The following is a 16,729-nucleotide window of genomic DNA, read 5'->3' as shown; positions in this document are numbered from 1 at the left end:
CGACACAAGCACCACCGAGCGTGGTCCGGGCCGGGGCGGCCCAGCGGTGGCGACCCCCTACCCCCAGCGGGCGGCCAGGGCCTCGGTCAAGGTCTTGTCGAGGTGGCACGGCGAGCACAGGCTCGCCAGGTTCGCCCAGTCGTATCGGTCGCCCTCGGCCGAGACGGGCGTGATGTGGTCAACCTCGGTGGCGAGGGCGCGGCACGTGGGCCGCTCGCAGATCGGGTCGGCTGCGAGCTTGGCGGCACGCAAGGTTCGCCATCTGCGCGTGCTGCCGCTGCCGGTGTAGCCGTTGTGTCCGGTCCATGCCGGGGAGCACAGGCACCGTTGCCCGGCGGGTGCGGTCCTTCGGCATCGGCTACACAGTCGAGGCGGTCGGTTCGGCATGGTGCAGGCGGTTGGCTAGATCGCGGCCTTGATCAGTGCGCCGATGATCTTCGCGAGGCCGACACCGACCTCGACCCAGTTGACGGCGGACAGGACGGCGGAAAGGGTAGACAGCACGGCAGGCTCCTCGCATCAGGGCATGAAAAAACCGCCCTGATCAGTACCCGGGGTCGGGTCGTCAGTAGCGGTTTCGAGTGCCACTGTACATCAAATCATGGATTTGGTGTACAGATTGCCCTCTACTCAGCGAGCTTTCGTGTCTCTTCTGTATAGACTCGCAGACCCTCAGCAAGTTTGCCCGCAGCGTTCTCCAGCTGCTCAGGGGGCAGGTATTTGCTGAACGCTGCGGCGTCGAGCAGCTGCTCGCGAACCTGGTTGATGTTCATGTATGCCCATTCGAGCCGAGTGATTTGAGGCATGACCGAGACAGTACCTCGAGTCGAACAGGTATTCGAGAGTGTGTTATTGGTCGTTGATTCTCCACTCGGGTTGATAGTCGGGGTGAGCCGACCAGACGGCGGCCATAGCGCGGATAGCGCGGATCTCGGCTATGTCGGCCGCGACAGCGGCGGCCGAGGACGGCGGGGATTGCACCAGCAGTTCCCACGTGCCGGTGTACTCGAGGATCGCGACAAACGTTTCACGGGTCGCTCGGACTTGGCGTAGGACTTGGGCCGGGTTCGACGCGGTGCTCGCCGTCCCCTCGTCTTCGGCCAGGCGGGCTCGTATGAACTCGTCGATCCGAGGTTCGCTCATGCCGCCGATCCTCTCGCGATCTGGTTTCGGCGCGCCAGGGCGAGGACATCGCCGATGCGGTAGACGCGCACCGCGCTGTCGTCGATCGGGTGATCGGTGATCCGCACGACGCCGTGCTCGTCGCGGTGTTGCCATCCTGTCGGCTCGAGGCGGTGCTCGCGTTTCCACCGGTACAACGTGGTTTTCGCGACGGGTTGGCCGATGCTCGTGGTGACCTGCACGAGGTCGGCGAGGGTGTAGGAGAGGTTCTCGGCCGCTGCTCGCGCGGATTTCTCGATCTCGGCGACCTCGTGCTGTATTCGGCACCGGCCGCACCGCACCCAGGATGCACCGCGCTGTACGCGCAGTTCGGCGCCGCAGCCGCGGCCGTCGGTGAGCGTTGCCGGGCACGGTCCGAGGTAGCGGAGTTCGATCGGCCGATCGACGAGGTAGCGCAGCTCGGCGAGCGCGCCGGAGACCTCGACGAGTAGTTCGTGCGCGGCCTCGTGCGCGCGTAGTTGGTGGCGGTGCCCGGCGAGCCATACCGCGGCTTGCTCGAGTTCGGTCGGCTGCGTGAGCGGCAGCGTGCCGGGGTCGCGGCCGATGTCGCCGCGCCGCTCGCGCACCAGGGCGAGCAGGTGAGGGCCGTCGATGAACGGCGTCACGCCCAGGTCTTCGGCGAGTGCTCGTGTCCAGCCGTGCACCGTGGTTTCGAGTCGTGAGAGTGCACGGTCGCCTTGCATGGTCGTGCGGTATCGGGTGGCGCGCACCGGTAGCGGTGTTTCGGCCGAGCGCCCGCCGGCCGAAACTGCGCCTGTGCGGCCCAGCCCGGCGCGGGTGATCGCCAGCTCGGCGCACAGGCCCGGAACGTCCTGCAGATCGGTCACAATGCCATCGACGCAGGTCAGGCATAGCGGCAACGCGTCGCCTACGGGACGTGAGCACTCACGGCAGGCCGTGTCAGTCATAGCCACCGCCACACCCGCAGAGCATCGAGCATGTGTCCGAACTCGGTACGCAGCCACGACGCCCAGCTCGGCGGGTTTGGCTCGATGTGGATATCCCATGCGACGGGCTCGACCGGGTCGTTCTCGTCGACGGGCAACGACCGAGGCCGAGTCGGCCAGGGCGCGCCCGGCTGGCCGAGTACGTCGCGCTCGTAGTTGTCGAACCATGCCATCGCTAAACCTCCTCGGGTCGGACGCCGGTCAGGATCGCGGCGAGGTCGCGAACGGTCATCAGGACGAATTGCGCACCGGGGTCCGCGACGCCGCGCCGCTTGGCTACGACGAACGATGCGAGGGCGTCATCGTTGCCGCGCTCGATCTCGGCCTCGGCGAGCCACTGGCCGGGCAGTAGTCGGCCGCCGTAGTCCTTGCATTCGCCGACGAGTCGGCCGCCGCCGGGCGCGCGGACCGAGGACAGGTCGCCGCGGTCGCGGCGGCCGTTCTTGGCCCGGCGTTCGATCCGGTCGTCGACGTGCTCGGCGAGGTATTCGGCGGTTGCCGACTCGTGCCGTGTTCCGGCGGCCTTGGCGCTGCGGCGGTTTCGGCGCGGTCGGCGTGCGGGTGGCTCGCTGGTCGCCTCGGCGACGGTGTCGAGCATCGAGAGCACGCGAGTCTCATCCATGGCGGTTGTCCTTCTCGATGGCGAGGCGGGCGCGCTCGCTGAGGTAGGTCGGGTCGTAGTTGACGACGGGCGGGCGGGATCGGCGGCACAGCAGGCACGGGCGTTGCACGTCTTCGTGTTCTTCGGTCGCCCAGCCGTCGCGGCATTCGTGGGGTTCGACGGGTTCGCCATAGCGGTCGAGTCGCCGGAATTCACCCATGGCGCACCGCTGTTCGTCGCTGCCGGTGATGATTTGTGGCCCGCGCTCGTGCGCGTTGCGAAACGTAGGATTCGATGCCAACGCGAGTAGCAATCTCCGTTAGTCCGTCCGTACGTCCGTTCGTTAGGGTAAGCCAACTTGTCAAACGTGATGGCAAACCCTGTTGTGAGCCAACGGTTTTGCCATATGGCAAATTCACTCGCGCCATCGCGCCGCCGCCCCCTTCCTGCCTGCCTCGGCGCGGGTGTCGCTCAGCGCCTGTTGTGCGAATCCGACGACGTTGCGGTCGCCGAAGTTGTTGATCCGATATCCGCCCTCGGCGCATTGCCAAAGACCCGCTTGCACAAGCCAATTCGCGTCGGCCTTGGTGCAATGGATGAACGGGAGCGCACTGCGTTTGATGACGCCATCGGTGCCGTTGGCGACCGACCACAGGTAGGAACAGACGTAGACGAACGCGGCGGCCTTGCCCTTCGGTCCCCCGGCCAAATCGAGTAGCTCGAGGATCTTGTCGTGTGTCGGCAAGTTGGTATCTGTGCGCGCCCAGGGCAAGCCCACTAGGGCACCTCCGTAGTCATGTGCGCGGGCCTTCCGGTTCCACCGGCCCGAGTAATCCATTGATCAGGTCGCGCACGCGCCCGTACTCCGCGCCGGTATCGAGTGCGCCAGAGTTGTACGCGGCGATCAGGTTCGCGGTGTGCTGCTCGACAACCAGCGCGCCGAGCAGCTCGGAGACGACGATCAGGGCACGCGATTGCGCGGCGGTGAACAATCCGGCGGCGATCTGCGCCGCTTCGGCTTGTTCTCGATAGGTGGTGTCCTGGCGCCGGGAGTCGACGAGGTACTCGTGCGCGACTTCCCACAGGTGCGCGGCGGCGCGCTGTTCCTCGGCGCTGAGCGGCGGAATCGGCGCGCTCACTGGTCGCTGCTTTCGGTCTCGGCGGCGTCATCCTCGGCGGGCTTGGATAGGTATTCGATCAGCTGCGTTGCCTCGACGCGGGTGAGTTCTTTCGAGCTGTCGAACGTCCGGCCGAACTGCTTGCCGAGGTACTCGAGCTTGTCCTCGCGCTCGGTAGTGCCGTGCTGCTCGAGCAGGATCGCGAGCTTGCGTTGCTGCGCGGTGGTGCTCGCGGGCTCGATGAGCGGCGCGGGTTCGGTGTCCGGCTCGGCGGTCGCGTCCGGCTGTTCGGCCTCGTGCGGGGGTTGTGCGGGCGGTTCCGGGTCCGATGCCTCAGCGGGCGGCGTCTCGCCGAGAACGTCGGCCGCGGACACTCGCTCGGAACGCACACGTACCGGGGCCGGTCCGGCGTCGCGAGCTTCGTTGACCTCCATGTCTATGCCGAGCAGTGCCTCGGGCGCGACCTTGCGGGCGCACTCAGCGGTTGCTCGCGCGTAGAGCATGTTCTGAGGTTCGCGGCGGTACTTCTCGTTGGTCTTGTCGTACCCGGCGGTCTTGACCCGTTCCAGGTCCCACACCGATTCCTCGGGAGGCAGGTCAGGGTCTGCGCCCTTGCGGCGACCGCGAACGACACACCGCGTCGCCGAGGTCTCGACGGTCCACAGTTCGTGGCCGGCGGTGAGGATCGCCGCTTTCATGACCTTGGCGTAGGTGGACGGGCGGCCGTGAATGACGAATATGTTCTGTAGTGACTGCACGGCGTCGAGGCCGAGGCGGGAACCGTACAAAATCGCGACCGCGCCCTCTTCGGGTCGGCCATGAAAGTCTTTCGGCGCGAATGCGGTCTGGCACAGCGATTTAGCGATCGTGTATGCGGCGTCGAGTGCCTGTACCTGCAATTGCAGATCGGACACGATCGCCGCGGTCATCGTTGCCGGGGTGTAGGACTCGGCGACAGCAAGGTCAGTGGTCACGCTGCGTACTCCTCTTGTTTGTAAACCCATGCGGGCTGGGGGATTTCATGAATTCCGGTGCCATAGCCCGGCCACTCGCCCGCCGCGAGGCACGAGGCGTACAGCTCGATCGCGCGGCGGTTGCGTTCGTGACCGCGCTCGACGAACGCGGCCGGTATCTGGTTGAGCGAGACCAGGTGCGGCGGGCGACGGGCGACGACGACGAATAGGAACGCGGCGTCGACATCGTTCTCGGCGAGTCCCTCGACATACCAGGGCTCTTGCTGGTGGTAGCCGAACTTGCGAATGGATTCGGCGAAGCGGCGCGGGTCCGCGGTCTCGGCGGTCTTGAGATCCATCGCCAGCGCCGCACCCGACGGCGAGGTGTAGAGCGCGTCCGTGCGGAACCTGCGCCGTATCCCGGTCTCTCGGTCGAGGAACCAGCCCGATAGCTCGCGCTGGCTCGCCTCGAGACGCGGGCCGATCACCGGGTGTAGCCGCACCGCATCGGCCATCGCCACAGCGGCCCTGTATTTCGCGCTCAATAGCGGGATTTCTCCGGCCGCGCGGTGCTTACGTCGAATCTCCTGATCGGCCTTGCGGTTCCAGTTCTGGGCATGGATCTCGACCACCGGCGCGCCGACGCCGAGGGTCAGCGAATGGACCGCCGAACCGAATTCCATGGTCTCGGACACCTCGGCAGGCTCAGGGTTTCGCCAGTCGTAGAGCCATTGCTCGGGCACCGTCTCGCACAGCGCTTTCGCCCCCGAGCACGACAACGCCTTGAGGTCGCCGTGGTACTCGGCCTCGGGCACGCCGGGGTACAGCCCCGGCGCTCGCAGCGCGAGCGGGGCGGCTTTCGCCTGACAGTGCCAGCAAGCTTCGCGGTCGAGATCCGTTGTGCCGCATATGTCATTCACTGTCTGACACCCTCTTGCGCGGGTGTCAGACACCCTGTTATCGTAGGTGTCAGACACCCACTGAGAACGGAGTCACTCGAATGAACATCAACGCTCACCACAAAGGCCGCCGCATCCGCTTGCTCGACGGCGTCACCGGAAACGGCATCGCCCCCGGTTGGCCGGGATGGGACGCACCCAACCAGGCCGATTACCGGCGTGCGCTCGAGGCTGGCTGGGTCGGCACGATCGAGTCCGTCGAGTCGCACGGATACGCTCCCTACACCCGCTATGCGGTCAAGTTCGACAACGAGGTGTACGGGAGCGGTATCGAGCCCGCACACCTCGAATTCGTCGACTGACAGTCTCGAAACATCGAGCCGCACAGCCGAATTCAGAACGGAGCACCCAATGCCGAGCCAGGGCACGCAGCGCCGAACGATCCGCATCGCCGATGAGATCTGGGATCCCGCCGAGAAGCGCGCCAAGCGTGAAGGCCGCGAGGTCGCCGACGTGATTCGCGAGCACCTCACCCAATACGGCATCTGGGAGCCCGCCGAACAACGCGCCGCCGATGAAGGCCGAGACCTGCTCGAGGTGCTGCGCGAATACCTCACCCGATACGCCACTGAGACACCCGAAGAGGACCCACCGACATGAGCACCACCGACACGAACCGCGATGCCTACATCGCCGAACTCACCGAGCGGTACGCCGCCGAAATCAGTTTCTTGCGCGACCACGACAGATCGCCCGAGGTCGTATGGACCGGCCGAGGCGAAACAGCGTTGCAGGCCACGGCCGGACCAGGACGCCGAATGCTCGCCACCAACGGCGACGCGTGCCTCGTCGGCAGTCGCGACGAGGACGCCTACGGCGAAAACCCGAGGACGTGGTGCGTCGGGCTGTACAACATCGGGCGATCCGTCGAGGCCGACACCTGGATAACCGAAGGGATCGGCGACACACTCGAGGCCGCCTACCGACAGGCTTTCGCCTCGCTCGCAAAGAGTGATCACGACGCCGAAAAGCCCGAGACGAAGACCACCCGAGTCGCCGTGCGCGCCGTCACCTCCGGCACCTTCGGCGTCAACAGCGACCACACCGAGGCGTGGAAGATTCTCGAGGTTCCGACCGAGATCCTCGGCGACTACGACGCCGAGGCCACCGTGATCATCGACGATCTGGGTATGTCGTTCGTCAGTGACGTGATCGTCGTCGACAAGGACGTCGAGGGATTCGCCGCAGGCTGCTCCACCTGGGCTCGGTTCGGCGGCGACCCGAACTATGACGACGACTACGAATCGAGCGAACACGCACAGGCGGCACGCGAGCACTGGAATTGCGAGCACACCCTGTTCGGTGCGACGCCGACCGAGGGATGGACACAGGTCACCGACGCCGCCGAGCTGGACGCGCACGACACGCTCGAGCTGTGGACCTTCCGCACCGGCGAGTACGCCGAGGGCGAGTACGAGGCGCTCGTCGCCCGCTTCACCTGGGATCCGGAAACCTACCGGCTCACGGTGTTTCGCGACGAGCACGGCCCGCTGTGCGAACAGGTCCAGATGGAGGGGCTCGACGACGCCAAGTCCGGCGGTATCGCCACGATCGTGGATGCGATCGAGGGGCTCTGACCGATGAGCGACGACGCTACCGAGATCTTCGCCTCCATCGATGCCGACGACTACCGTTTGCGGGTGGTCGACAACGACGACCGAACGGCCACGTTCTACGCCGAGCGCCTCGACGATGGCGATTTCATGGCCTCGGATCTCACCCCGGCGCAAGCGCGTGAACTGATCGACGCATTGACACGCTGGGTAGACCGAAACTGACTTGGGGGAAACAATCCTCACGCCGCCACCTCGCACATCGTGCGCAGGTGGCGGCCCGCTGCAATCGCTTGCGGCACGACAACGCCGTTACCGATGATGCGCAACTGCTCGATCCGAGTAAGCGCGAGAGCCGGATCGGTGACGTGACCGAGCGGCCAGAACATCATCCATTCGGCAAACCGCGTCGACAGGCGGGGATTGCCTTTCGCGTTCGGCTCGGTCGGCGACGGCGCGGGGCGCGACAACGCTTCCTGACGACCTATCGCGCTCTCGTACTGCCCCCAGCGGGGCGAATTGTGCAGTACCGCATAGTCAATGAGCTGGTTCGTATGCCCTTCGCGTGTGTCAGGGTGGACACCGCCACCGGTGCCGTCTGAGGCGTTCGGGGTCGGTAACAGACGTTGTACCGCCGAGGGCAACATCAGGTCGCCGCTCGAACCATGCTGCCCCGGACTACCTTTCGTGCCGTCGCTCGCGCGCGGCGTCGGCATCAACGCACCATCGGCGTGCGCGCGAGCGAGCCCACCGAGCAACATCTCGCCTTGGCGGTCACCCGATCGGGTGACGTGCCCGCCGGTGCCGTCGGCGACCGAGGGCGTCGGCAGGAACGCCGTCACGGATCCAGGTGCGCCCCCAGCACTTCGGGCAATGTCCCGTTCCCGTCCTCGACGTGCTTGCGCGCGGCCGGTGCCGTCATCGAGCCTTTCCAGTCGGCCGCCCTGGGCGTCGGCAACATCTGGCGCACTGTGTCGGGCAAGGTGTTGCTGCCCGCCGTGCGTGGTCGTCCTCCCCGTTCGCGGCCCGGCGGATTCGCTTCGCCTTTGTGATCGCGTGCGGTCGGGGTCGGCAGGGTGGGCGAGGATGAACACTCGTTCTCGTCGGTGGCAGGCGCCCACGGCGGACGCTCGTAGGCTCGTCCACTGCGCGTCATACCCGATATCGGCCAGGTCGCCGAGTACGGCTCCGATTGCTCGGAGAACAGGTCGACTTGCCCCGTCTCCCACCACATCTGACTTGGATTCCACTTCGCGAATGGCTCGGGCATTGAGCAGACCTCTCACGTTCTCGATCAGCACCCACCGCGGGCCGATCACCTCGATTGCGTCGCGCATGTGCGACCACAGCCCCGAGCGCGTACCGAGGCCGAGGCCGGCGCGCTTCCCGGCCGCCGAAACGTCCTGGCACGGGAATCCGCCGGTGAGGATCTCGACCGGTGGCACGGTGGCCCAGTCGATCTCGGTCACGTCGCCGAAGTTCGGCACGTGCGGCCAGTGGTGCGCGAGCACGCGCGAGGCGGCCGGGTCGATCTCGGCGTGCCATGCCACCGCAGCGCCGGGAAACACTTCGGTAGCGGCCACGTCGAGCATTCCGGCACCGGAGAACAGTGAGCCGATCCTCATCCCGACACCGCCCGTGCGGCATCGATCCGGCTCTCGACGATTGCCTCGGCGCGTTTGATCAGAGCACTTGTCGGGCCGTCGTAGTCGACCCATGTCGCGAGGGTCATCGCTACTTGGGCCATGCGTTCGGGGTCGCGCTGGCAGGCGAGAGTCAGTGTCCGATACGTCTCGGCCGGGCCGAGTTCGCGCACGGCCGCACAGATGGACAGTGCCTCGGCGGCGAGTTCGTCGTGATCGGTGTGGCGCGCCATCTTCACCACACCTCGTTGCGAATGTCGGTGGCTTGGTCGTGCCCGCGGTCCCATGCGCCGCCGGTGTCCTCGTCGACCGAGTCCGATTGGGCGGCGGTCGGGTGGCCGAATCGGCAGTTCAGGCACGAGCAGCCATGGGTGTGCACGCGCATTCGCGCGCCGCGCGCGGTGGCGGCCTCGTAGACCTCGAACCATGGGCCGGTCACAACGGCCGCCCGTCGGATTCGAGGCTGTCGGCCATCCATCGCAGCGCGTGAGCGGCATCGGTGGCGGCGATCGTCTTGCGGGGCAGTGCGATCGGCGGCACCAGGCGGAACGCTTCGACGCGCATCGTGTCGGGGTCGTCCGGGTTGTGCCCGGCCACCACCGCGACCGCGCCATAGCGCAACGCGTCGGCGAGATCTGGCGGCAGCTCGGACAGGTCGGTGTGCTGGGCGCGGGCGTTCATGCCGCGCTCGCGGCTAGGTGTCGGGTGATCCGGCGTGCATCGGCGGTGGGGTTGCCGGTGAGCACGCCGCGCTCGGCGAGGCTGGCGTGTGCCTCGTCCCATTGCGCGCGGGACTCGGCGAACTCGGCCGAAACCTGGTCGCGGCGTTCTCGTCGGCGGCGCTCGGCGTCGCCGATGATGCGCTCGGCCTCACGGGCGCAGGTGAAACCCAGTGCCCGCATGATCATGTCGGCCTCGACCTCGGGCACGGGTGTGCCGTCTTGGTACCGGCATGGGATCCGTTGAGGTGGGTTATTGGTCATCGTGTGGCCTCCGTGTTCGGGATGGATGCGCAACCCCGGAGGTCAGGTGTGAGGGGGTTCACCTGCCGGTACTCCCTCCGGGGTTGCGCAATCCCTCGGCGCGGCGTCGGCGTCTGTACACCGCACCGAGGGGGGCTCAGTGGGTGCGGCTCGCGAGGCGTCGCCGACTCGCGGCGGTCAAGCCGGTCGGATTGGGTGGTGCAGGCGCAGGCGGTACCGATACGGGTCCGGGTTCCGGTTGTGACTCGGTCTCGTTGACGATGGACGCGACGAGGTGGGCGATATCGCTCTCGGTCATGCGCCATTTGCGGCCCGCACGACGGCCGCGCAGCCGTCCGTCGTTGAGCCGAATGCGGATCCAACGCTCGGACGGGACGCCGGTGCGCTCGACGACGTAGTCGAGCGGGAACGTCTCGATCTCGAGGTTCATGCCGACTCGCGGGCGATTCGGTCGAGCAGCTCGCCGGGGTTCTTGCCCAGCAAACGCGCGACGGTCACGAATTCGTCGACCCGGAATGCGGTCGCGCCGGTCATGCGCCGACGCCAGGTGCTGGCAGTGATGCGTGCCTCGTCGGACACAGCGCGTTGCGTTACCCGAGGTCGAGCGCCGTCGATCGCCTCCCGCACCGCGTCGGCAGCTGCTCGGTTGATCTTGCCCATGAACCGAACGTAACCCGTTTCATGTCCACTGACAACCCTAAATATGTCCACTTACGGACTGGGAAGTCCATTTATAGCAAACCTTCGAACAAATGAGCGAATTGATCGGGACTTGCTATAAGGTCATATTTGTCCTCAGAATGGACACCATGGACCACACCAGCACGGCCGAGACCGACCTCGGGGACGGGCTCGACGACGCTGCCGAGCAGCCCGACGACGAGGTCGCCGAGCAACGGCGGCAACTCGCCGAGGAACTCGGGTTACAGATCAAAGTTCAGCGAACCGCGAAAAAGTTGACTCGCGTACAGCTGGCGGCGGCGATTCCGATGAACTTGAAGACGCTGCAACGCATCGAGAACGGCGACACCGCAGCGAACATCAATCAGCTGTTCGATATCTGCCGCGCTCTCGACATCGCGCCGAGCGACCTAATCAATCCGGCTGAGAAGAAAGTCGGCATCAAGGGCCGCGAGTAGCGCGGCCGTTCCCCCGCGCCGACGGGCGTCTACGACCAGCGCGACAACGTCGGTATCTCCCCCGTAAACGAACGGCGCGCACCCCCGATGTGCGCGCCGTCCGTGACTGATCGCGACCGAAGGGTCTGCGTTTGCGTTTGCTTCCACCTCATCACCCCTGCGTCAACCATGGTGCGGGTCCTCCCCCTGACGGATGGGCCTCGCGCGTTTTTGCTGCACACCAGTCCGGTAAATACCGGATGGTTTCGGACTGTAATACCCCGATTGGGGTACCCGCAAGGGTAATGTCCAGATACAACCTCGGCACCACAACGCGCACCCCGACCGGGAGTGACCAGCAGTGAAGCCACCAGATGAACCCTTAATCAGGCGAGCGCTCGGCGCGGAGATCCTGCGACGGCGGAAAGCCCTCGGCTTGCTACAGCGGCAGGTATGGGAGCGCGCCGGGCTCGCCAAGAACGTCTACCTACGTCTCGAGCGAGCCGAGCGCAATGCCCTGGTGCACCAGCTGATCGCGGTGGCGATCGGCCTGGACACGACCGCGGGTGAACTCCTCGGCGGCGCTCTGGACCGTATCGCCCGCGGCGACGTGCCGAGTGCCGGCGACGAGTGGCGCGCGGCGTTCGGGGTCGAGTGACCGGTATTACCAGCGTGAGACCGTGATCGCGGTTCTCAAACCTCCCACGAATTTGTACACTGCCGAGATGTTGCTCGCCGTGCTTGTCCTGGGCGGCGTCGCTGTGGTCAGGCTGTTTCTGTGGCGCGATCAGCCCCGCTCACGCGTGCTAACTGTCGGGATGCTCGCCGTGGCAACGAGTTACGGGCTTGCACTCGAACGCGTCGATCGCTTCCTCGACCCGCGCCTCGCCTGGCTGGGGGCCAATCTCACCGATCTATTCCAGCTGGAATTCCTCGCGCTCGGGTTGTGGGCTCTGGGGGCCGTCTGTGTGCGGGCGGTCGGGCGTCACCGGCTCGAACCGGTGTGGTCGGCGGTGATGGGCGCGATTGCCGTAGCCGTGCTGGTGGCCTGGTGGCTCGGCGACGGCAGTGTTCGCGAGTCCGACGAAGTCTTTGAACTCCGCGACTCCTGGAGCGTGGTCTACACCTGGATCAGTATCAGCTGGTCCGACCTGTTCGCACTGCTCATGATCACAGCGAGCGTGAGCGGCCTGCGCGCGGGCGGGCCACGCCGCGCCCTCTATGCGTTCTTCGCCATCGGGGTGTGTTGCCTCGTATACGCGCTCGGCGGGGCGGCGGTGCTGATATTCAGCCCGGACACCTTCCCGCGGTTCTATCACCTGTTCATGCAGCTAGGCGGAACACCCGCCCTGCTGTTCCTGGCCGCTAGCGGCATGCTCGCCATAGTGAACACAGTGCGACGCGCACGCTCGGCCGACTAAGCCGCGCGACGCGCCGCTCGTCGCCGCTGCCCGGTGGCTCTGGCCCTGTGCTGGCGCACCGGCGAGCGCGCTCCGATGGCGTCGACGAGCCGGTGATTATCGGCGCAGTGCGCCCGGACCTCGGCGAGCGCGCTCTCGGCTACGCGGGTGATGCGATCCCGATCGGCGCGTGCCTCGACGAGTGCGGCGTCGATCTTCGCCAGTTCGGCGTCCGCGACCGCCGACACGCGCGCGACATCGCGGTCGCAGTCCTCCCGCATCCTGGTCACGGCCTCGACGGCCTCGTCGCGGCCCGCTATCGCCTCTTCTGCGGCGTCGCAAGCGATCTCGGATAGTTCGACGGCCTCGTCGCGCTCTCGGCGGGCTTGCGCGGCGTCACGCTCGGCGGCGGCCTGCGCCGCGAGTGCCAGCGCGACCCGCGCGTCGGCCGCTGCTTCTACCGCGCGCATCTCAGCGGCGACGAGATCGAGGTCGGCGACATCGGCCGCGAGTTCCTCGGCGTCGGCCAGCTCCGCGAGTAACTCGGCCTTGAGGTCGCCGAGCCGGTCGAGCGCGGCGGCCAGCGCCGAAACCCGCTCGGTGACCGGCCGTTGCGGCTCGGCGTCGGAGTCCTGGTGCGTGCGGGCGCGGAACCGCCGGTCGGCGCGCAGTCTGGCGACCGCATTGTGTTTCGGGTCGTCACAGTAGACGCGCGGGCGGCCGGGGCCGGACCGTTGGGCAACGGTCCGGCCGCACACGCGATCGGCATGGATGGGGAACGGGCACAGGGTTTCTGTCATTGGATTTCGTTTCATGTCCGGGGTGAAAGGAAATGAATTCAGGCGGCGACGGCGAGTCGGTCGCCTGCCTCGTGCTGGGCGACGTGCTCGACGGCGGCGGCGTAGTCGGCGAAGACTGCCGAACACACCAGGCCCTCGGTGTTCATCCAGATCGCCTCGAATCCGCCGGGGACCGGGCAGAGTTCGCCGAGTTCGCCGAGTTTGACCATGCGACGGCGGCGCGCTTGCTCGAGGTCGACCACCTCGCGGCGCAGCCGGGGCAACCGGCCTGCGACGGTCTGTGCGGCGGCGGCGCTGGCTGCCGAGGAGACACGCCCGTACCGCTCGGTGGTCGCGATCGATTCATGCCCAGCGTCGCGTGAGACAACCCAGATCGGCTCGCCGTCCTGGAGCCGCCAGGAGATGCCCGTGTGCCGGGTGCAGTACGGCGTGAGCCGCTTGAGCAACATGCGCTCGATCAGGTGGCCGTAGCGGGCGAGCAGCACCTCGAACGATGCGCCCGCCCATGCGGCGCGGCCGGTGAACGGGGTGCGGTCGCCGTCGCGCAGGGCGAGCAGCCGCGCGATGGCCGGTGCCCAACCCTGTTGGTAGAACCGGACTGCTGTCACCGGCTTACCGTTCGGTGTCAGGAACAGGTAGTCGGTCAGCGGCCGGTCGAGATCGAGGCGGCCGACGGTCTCGAGCGGAACATAGGTGGTCCGGACGCCGCGCGCCGATTTCGGTTTGCCCATCTTCATGTTGCCGTTGGCCCATTTCCAGGCACGCTCGATACTCACTGCGCCGGTATCGGGGTCGATGTCGCACACGCGCAGCGCGCCGTATTCGCCGGGCCGTGCCATGGACATGGTCGCGAACTCGAACATCGGCCGCCAGAACGGCGCGAGGAGCTGCTCGAGAAACTCGAACTCCTCATCGTTGAACGCGTCCAGGGCGGCAGGGTAGACCGGCGGCAAGGTCGTGTCGCTGCACGGGTTGTAGGCGATCAGCGGGGCCGGGCGCTGGCGCGCCGCCGCACCCATGGCCGCGCACAAGAACCCGTGCTTGTTGTGCACGGTTTTGGGGCTATTGCCGACTTCTTGTTCCAGGTGCACCACCCATGCGGCATCCATGGCCGGGGTGAGCGCGTCGACGGGCAGGGCGTGACCGAAGAACGGCACGATGTCACGGTCGATGAAACGCCGGTACTTGCGGCGGGTCTCGGCCTCGATCCCGGTCAGGCCGTCGACGTAGCTGTGCAGGTAGTCACGCAGCAACACGAAGTCGATGCCGCGCGCCTCGGCGGCGAGCATGGCCTCGAGGATCGCCTCGGCCTCGACCGGGCCGGGGTTGACCAGCAGGCGGGCGAACCACGCCGCGCGCGTGAGGTTCTCGAAAGTCCGTGAGGTCTCGACGGGTTTCGCGCCGCCGCGCGGAATGCGGTAGCGCACTTTCCATGTGGTGAGGCCCGCGGCGCTGGTGTGCGGGGTGGGTGTCGGTCCCTGTGGGAGGGGGGCAATTCGGGTACGGCGTGATGCCATGGTCGCGTCCTAGCGGTTCGCGACGCCGAATCCCCTCAGATCCGTTGTGTACCGGAGTGTGTACGCAGATAGGGCCGAGATCATTGATCTCAGCCCTGACCTGCGTATTTTAAGTGGGCGAAGGGGGACTTGAACCCCCACGTCCCGAAGGACACTGGCACCTGAAGCCAGCGCGTCTGCCATTCCGCCACTCGCCCGAGCGACTCGGAGACAGTATCACGCACCGCGCGCCGACACGAAATCGCCCGTGGGGGGCCGTGACGCGGGGGCTGGACAAGCGCGGGAACCCGCTGATCTTTCCAAGAGTTACAGGTGTGGACGATCGTGGATATCATGCAATGAACGTGCTCGATACGCGACACGCCATACACGCGTGTCGTTGTTACGAATCAGAAGAAGAGACGCTCACCGAAGGGAGGCCGAGATGGGCATCGTTTCACGGTTCGAGCGTCGTCTGCAGGGCGCCGTCGGTGACGTGTTCGCCAGGGTGTTCGGCGGCAACGTCGTGCCCCAGGAGGTGGAGGCGGCGCTGCAACGCGAGGCCGCCGATCATGTTCAGGAGCTCGACGGCGGACATCTGTTGGCTCCCAACAGTTATGTGATCACTATCAACTCTTCCGATCACCAGCAGTTGGACGCCGATCACGACCTCACCACCCGCGCGTTCGCCAAACACCTGCAGGATTACATCCGCGAGCAAGGCTGGCAGACCTACGGCGAAGTACACGTGGCGTTCGAGGCATCACCTACGCTGCACACCGGACAGTTCAGGGCAAGCGGCCGGGTCGACCCGGATGTCGGTCGCGGAGCTTCACCGGCTCCGAGCCCTGGACCCACGCCACAACGACCTGAAAACCCGCAACCAGGAGCTGGCCCCATGACGCAGAACTCAGGCTACGACCCGAGCCGTGAGCCCGCGGAGTCCGATCCACGCAACCGCGGGTACGCCCCACCGCCTGCCGGTCGCGGCGGTGCGCAGAACGGCGCGTACCGCGAGGATTACGCGCGTGGCTCGGCGCCCGACGGTCAGCAGGGTTACGGCGACTATCAGAACGGCTACGACTACCAGCAGGGTGGCCAGGCCTACGGCCAGCCGGGGTATCAGGAGCCGGGCTACGGCGGCCAGCAGCAGGGCTATGCCGATCGTGGCTACGGTCAGCAGGGCTACCAGGAGCCTGCCGCGTATGGCCAGCCGGGCTACCAGGAGCCCGCGTACGGCCAGCCGGGGTATCAGGAGCCCGCGTACGGTCAGCCGGGCTACCAGGAGCCGGGCTACGGCCAGCAGCAGGGCTATGCCCAGCAAGGCTATGGCGATCAGGCTTACGCGGATCCGGCGTACGGCCAGCAAGGCCAGGGCTACGCCCAGCCGGGGTACGGCCAGCAGGGCTACCAGGAGCCCGGTTACGGCGACCAGGCGTACGCCGAGCCCGGTGCCTACGGTCAGGATGACCAGGGCGGTTACGGTCAGGCCTACTCGCAGCAGCCCGGTTACGGCGCGCAGCCCGGCTATGGTGCCGCGCCCGCGTATCCCGCTGCCCCGCAGGCGGGATCGGGCTACTCGGCGACTCTTCAGCTCGATGACGGCAGCGGCCGCACGTACCAGTTGCGTGAGGGCAGCAACATCATCGGCCGCGGCCAGGACGCGCATTTCCGGTTGCCCGATACCGGCGTCTCGCGCAGGCACATCGAGGTCCGCTGGGACGGGCAGACCGCGATGCTTTCCGATCTGGGTTCCACCAACGGCACGCTGGTCAACGGTTCACCCGTGCAAGACTGGCAGCTCGCCGACGGGGATGTGATCCGCGCCGGGCACTCCGAGATCCTGATCCGTATCGTCTGATCCCGTAAGCTGCGCGATGCAGGTCACGACTTGGCCATAAAGGATTCGTCGGTCGTATCGTGATCGAATTCGACCTACGGCCCTATGATGCTGCCAACACACGCACGGCACCGGA

28 protein-coding genes and 1 tRNA gene are annotated in these 16,729 nt (G+C 66.7%); 8 read left to right on the top strand and 21 right to left on the bottom strand.

All coding sequences use genetic code 11. The features are described from left to right. Positions 1 to 57 precede the first annotated feature (57 nt). The 11 genes from ACQPW1_RS00385 to ACQPW1_RS00335 form a co-directional block, all read right to left on the bottom strand. The gene (locus tag ACQPW1_RS00385; RefSeq protein WP_433660782.1) at positions 58 to 387 is read right to left on the bottom strand and encodes an HNH endonuclease signature motif containing protein; all 330 of its coding nucleotides are present in this window, start codon (positions 385 to 387) and stop codon (positions 58 to 60) included. A gap of 239 nt (positions 388 to 626) precedes the next feature. Then, positions 627 to 806, bottom strand: a complete 180-nt coding sequence (locus ACQPW1_RS00380; RefSeq protein WP_433660781.1) for a DUF6374 family protein — start codon at positions 804 to 806, stop codon at positions 627 to 629. Between the two features lie 43 nt (positions 807 to 849). Then, a complete protein-coding gene (locus ACQPW1_RS00375) occupies positions 850 to 1,143 on the bottom strand; it encodes a DUF6221 family protein (protein WP_433660780.1) in 294 nt (97 codons plus the stop codon). Further along, complete coding sequence (locus ACQPW1_RS00370; RefSeq protein WP_433660779.1) at positions 1,140 to 2,009, bottom strand: hypothetical protein; 870 nt, start codon at positions 2,007 to 2,009, stop codon at positions 1,140 to 1,142. The genes ACQPW1_RS00375 and ACQPW1_RS00370 overlap by 4 nt, the downstream gene beginning before the upstream one ends. 77 nt (positions 2,010 to 2,086) lie before the next feature. Next, positions 2,087 to 2,302, bottom strand: coding sequence for a hypothetical protein (locus ACQPW1_RS00365; protein WP_433660778.1), 216 nt, complete (start codon positions 2,300 to 2,302; stop codon positions 2,087 to 2,089). Between the two features lie 2 nt (positions 2,303 to 2,304). Continuing rightward, positions 2,305 to 2,751, bottom strand: a complete 447-nt coding sequence (locus ACQPW1_RS00360; RefSeq protein WP_433660777.1) for a hypothetical protein — start codon at positions 2,749 to 2,751, stop codon at positions 2,305 to 2,307. Then, on the bottom strand, positions 2,744 to 3,031 hold the full coding sequence (locus ACQPW1_RS00355; protein WP_433660776.1) for a hypothetical protein: 288 nt from the start codon (positions 3,029 to 3,031) through the stop codon (positions 2,744 to 2,746). The genes ACQPW1_RS00360 and ACQPW1_RS00355 overlap by 8 nt, the downstream gene beginning before the upstream one ends. 114 nt (positions 3,032 to 3,145) lie before the next feature. After that, entirely contained in the window at positions 3,146 to 3,475 is a 330-nt protein-coding gene (locus ACQPW1_RS00350) for a hypothetical protein (protein ID WP_433660775.1), read from the bottom strand. 49 nt (positions 3,476 to 3,524) lie between these two features. Then, positions 3,525 to 3,869, bottom strand: a complete 345-nt coding sequence (locus tag ACQPW1_RS00345; protein ID WP_433660774.1) for a hypothetical protein — start codon at positions 3,867 to 3,869, stop codon at positions 3,525 to 3,527. Then, a complete protein-coding gene (locus ACQPW1_RS00340) occupies positions 3,866 to 4,822 on the bottom strand; it encodes a hypothetical protein (protein ID WP_433660773.1) in 957 nt (318 codons plus the stop codon). Before ACQPW1_RS00340 ends, ACQPW1_RS00345 begins: the two co-directional genes overlap by 4 nt. Further along, positions 4,819 to 5,721, bottom strand: a complete 903-nt coding sequence (locus ACQPW1_RS00335; protein ID WP_433660772.1) for a PD-(D/E)XK nuclease-like domain-containing protein — start codon at positions 5,719 to 5,721, stop codon at positions 4,819 to 4,821. Before ACQPW1_RS00335 ends, ACQPW1_RS00340 begins: the two co-directional genes overlap by 4 nt. Before the next feature lie 80 nt (positions 5,722 to 5,801). Here ACQPW1_RS00335 and ACQPW1_RS00330 point away from each other — a divergent pair, with 80 nt between their 5' ends. Genes ACQPW1_RS00330 through ACQPW1_RS00315 form a run of 4 tightly spaced genes read left to right on the top strand, consistent with a single transcriptional unit; the run spans position 5,802 to position 7,538 of the window. Continuing rightward, entirely contained in the window at positions 5,802 to 6,062 is a 261-nt protein-coding gene (locus tag ACQPW1_RS00330) for a hypothetical protein (protein WP_433660771.1), read from the top strand. Between the two features lie 49 nt (positions 6,063 to 6,111). Then, positions 6,112 to 6,360: a hypothetical protein gene (locus tag ACQPW1_RS00325; RefSeq protein WP_433660770.1), complete on the top strand. Its 249-nt coding sequence runs from the start codon at positions 6,112 to 6,114 to the stop codon at positions 6,358 to 6,360. After that, a complete protein-coding gene (locus tag ACQPW1_RS00320) occupies positions 6,357 to 7,337 on the top strand; it encodes a hypothetical protein (RefSeq protein ID WP_433660769.1) in 981 nt (326 codons plus the stop codon). The genes ACQPW1_RS00325 and ACQPW1_RS00320 overlap by 4 nt, the downstream gene beginning before the upstream one ends. A gap of 3 nt (positions 7,338 to 7,340) precedes the next feature. Next, positions 7,341 to 7,538, top strand: coding sequence for a hypothetical protein (locus tag ACQPW1_RS00315; protein WP_433660768.1), 198 nt, complete (start codon positions 7,341 to 7,343; stop codon positions 7,536 to 7,538). Positions 7,539 to 7,555: 17 nt separating this feature from the next. On the opposite strand, the gene ACQPW1_RS00310 is transcribed toward ACQPW1_RS00315, so the two are convergent. From ACQPW1_RS00310 to ACQPW1_RS00280, 7 genes are all read right to left on the bottom strand, one after another. Beyond that, the gene (locus ACQPW1_RS00310; RefSeq protein WP_433660767.1) at positions 7,556 to 8,938 is read right to left on the bottom strand and encodes a DNA cytosine methyltransferase; all 1,383 of its coding nucleotides are present in this window, start codon (positions 8,936 to 8,938) and stop codon (positions 7,556 to 7,558) included. Continuing rightward, on the bottom strand, positions 8,935 to 9,189 hold the full coding sequence (locus ACQPW1_RS00305; protein ID WP_433660766.1) for a hypothetical protein: 255 nt from the start codon (positions 9,187 to 9,189) through the stop codon (positions 8,935 to 8,937). Before ACQPW1_RS00305 ends, ACQPW1_RS00310 begins: the two co-directional genes overlap by 4 nt. A 2-nt stretch (positions 9,190 to 9,191) precedes the next feature. Then, a complete protein-coding gene (locus ACQPW1_RS00300; protein WP_433660765.1) occupies positions 9,192 to 9,395 on the bottom strand; it encodes a hypothetical protein in 204 nt (67 codons plus the stop codon). Beyond that, positions 9,392 to 9,637, bottom strand: a complete 246-nt coding sequence (locus ACQPW1_RS00295) for a hypothetical protein (RefSeq protein ID WP_433660764.1) — start codon at positions 9,635 to 9,637, stop codon at positions 9,392 to 9,394. Before ACQPW1_RS00295 ends, ACQPW1_RS00300 begins: the two co-directional genes overlap by 4 nt. Continuing rightward, a complete protein-coding gene (locus tag ACQPW1_RS00290; protein WP_433660763.1) occupies positions 9,634 to 9,939 on the bottom strand; it encodes a hypothetical protein in 306 nt (101 codons plus the stop codon). The genes ACQPW1_RS00295 and ACQPW1_RS00290 overlap by 4 nt, the downstream gene beginning before the upstream one ends. Positions 9,940 to 10,075: 136 nt before the next feature. Further along, the gene (locus tag ACQPW1_RS00285; RefSeq protein WP_433660762.1) at positions 10,076 to 10,369 is read right to left on the bottom strand and encodes a hypothetical protein; all 294 of its coding nucleotides are present in this window, start codon (positions 10,367 to 10,369) and stop codon (positions 10,076 to 10,078) included. Continuing rightward, positions 10,366 to 10,599: a hypothetical protein gene (locus ACQPW1_RS00280; RefSeq protein WP_433660761.1), complete on the bottom strand. Its 234-nt coding sequence runs from the start codon at positions 10,597 to 10,599 to the stop codon at positions 10,366 to 10,368. Before ACQPW1_RS00280 ends, ACQPW1_RS00285 begins: the two co-directional genes overlap by 4 nt. Before the next feature lie 149 nt (positions 10,600 to 10,748). Here ACQPW1_RS00280 and ACQPW1_RS00275 point away from each other — a divergent pair, with 149 nt between their 5' ends. From ACQPW1_RS00275 to ACQPW1_RS00265, 3 genes are all read left to right on the top strand, one after another. Next, on the top strand, positions 10,749 to 11,078 hold the full coding sequence (locus tag ACQPW1_RS00275) for a helix-turn-helix domain-containing protein (protein WP_433660760.1): 330 nt from the start codon (positions 10,749 to 10,751) through the stop codon (positions 11,076 to 11,078). 340 nt (positions 11,079 to 11,418) lie between these two features. Then, complete coding sequence (locus ACQPW1_RS00270; protein ID WP_433660759.1) at positions 11,419 to 11,715, top strand: helix-turn-helix domain-containing protein; 297 nt, start codon at positions 11,419 to 11,421, stop codon at positions 11,713 to 11,715. Between the two features lie 67 nt (positions 11,716 to 11,782). After that, positions 11,783 to 12,478, top strand: coding sequence for a hypothetical protein (locus tag ACQPW1_RS00265; RefSeq protein ID WP_433660758.1), 696 nt, complete (start codon positions 11,783 to 11,785; stop codon positions 12,476 to 12,478). Here ACQPW1_RS00265 and ACQPW1_RS00260 read toward each other — a convergent pair. From ACQPW1_RS00260 to ACQPW1_RS00250, 3 genes are all read right to left on the bottom strand, one after another. After that, on the bottom strand, positions 12,475 to 13,257 hold the full coding sequence (locus ACQPW1_RS00260; RefSeq protein WP_433660757.1) for a hypothetical protein: 783 nt from the start codon (positions 13,255 to 13,257) through the stop codon (positions 12,475 to 12,477). The two genes, ACQPW1_RS00265 and ACQPW1_RS00260, sit on opposite strands and share 4 nt — an antisense overlap. A 38-nt stretch (positions 13,258 to 13,295) precedes the next feature. Further along, on the bottom strand, positions 13,296 to 14,774 hold the full coding sequence (locus ACQPW1_RS00255; RefSeq protein WP_433660756.1) for a tyrosine-type recombinase/integrase: 1,479 nt from the start codon (positions 14,772 to 14,774) through the stop codon (positions 13,296 to 13,298). 114 nt (positions 14,775 to 14,888) lie between these two features. After that, positions 14,889 to 14,971, bottom strand: a tRNA-Leu gene (locus tag ACQPW1_RS00250). 227 nt (positions 14,972 to 15,198) lie between these two features. Between ACQPW1_RS00250 and ACQPW1_RS00245 the strand changes: the two genes are divergently transcribed. Next, on the top strand, positions 15,199 to 16,614 hold the full coding sequence (locus ACQPW1_RS00245) for an FhaA domain-containing protein (RefSeq protein ID WP_433660755.1): 1,416 nt from the start codon (positions 15,199 to 15,201) through the stop codon (positions 16,612 to 16,614). Positions 16,615 to 16,729: the final 115 nt, after the last annotated feature.

Source organism: Nocardia sp. CA-128927 (genome assembly GCF_050955855.1).
In the GTDB taxonomy this organism is placed as follows: Bacteria; Actinomycetota; Actinomycetes; order Mycobacteriales; family Mycobacteriaceae; genus Nocardia.
The sequence above is the reverse complement of the archived record's forward strand: the minus strand, read 5'-3'. Positions and strand labels throughout refer to the sequence as shown.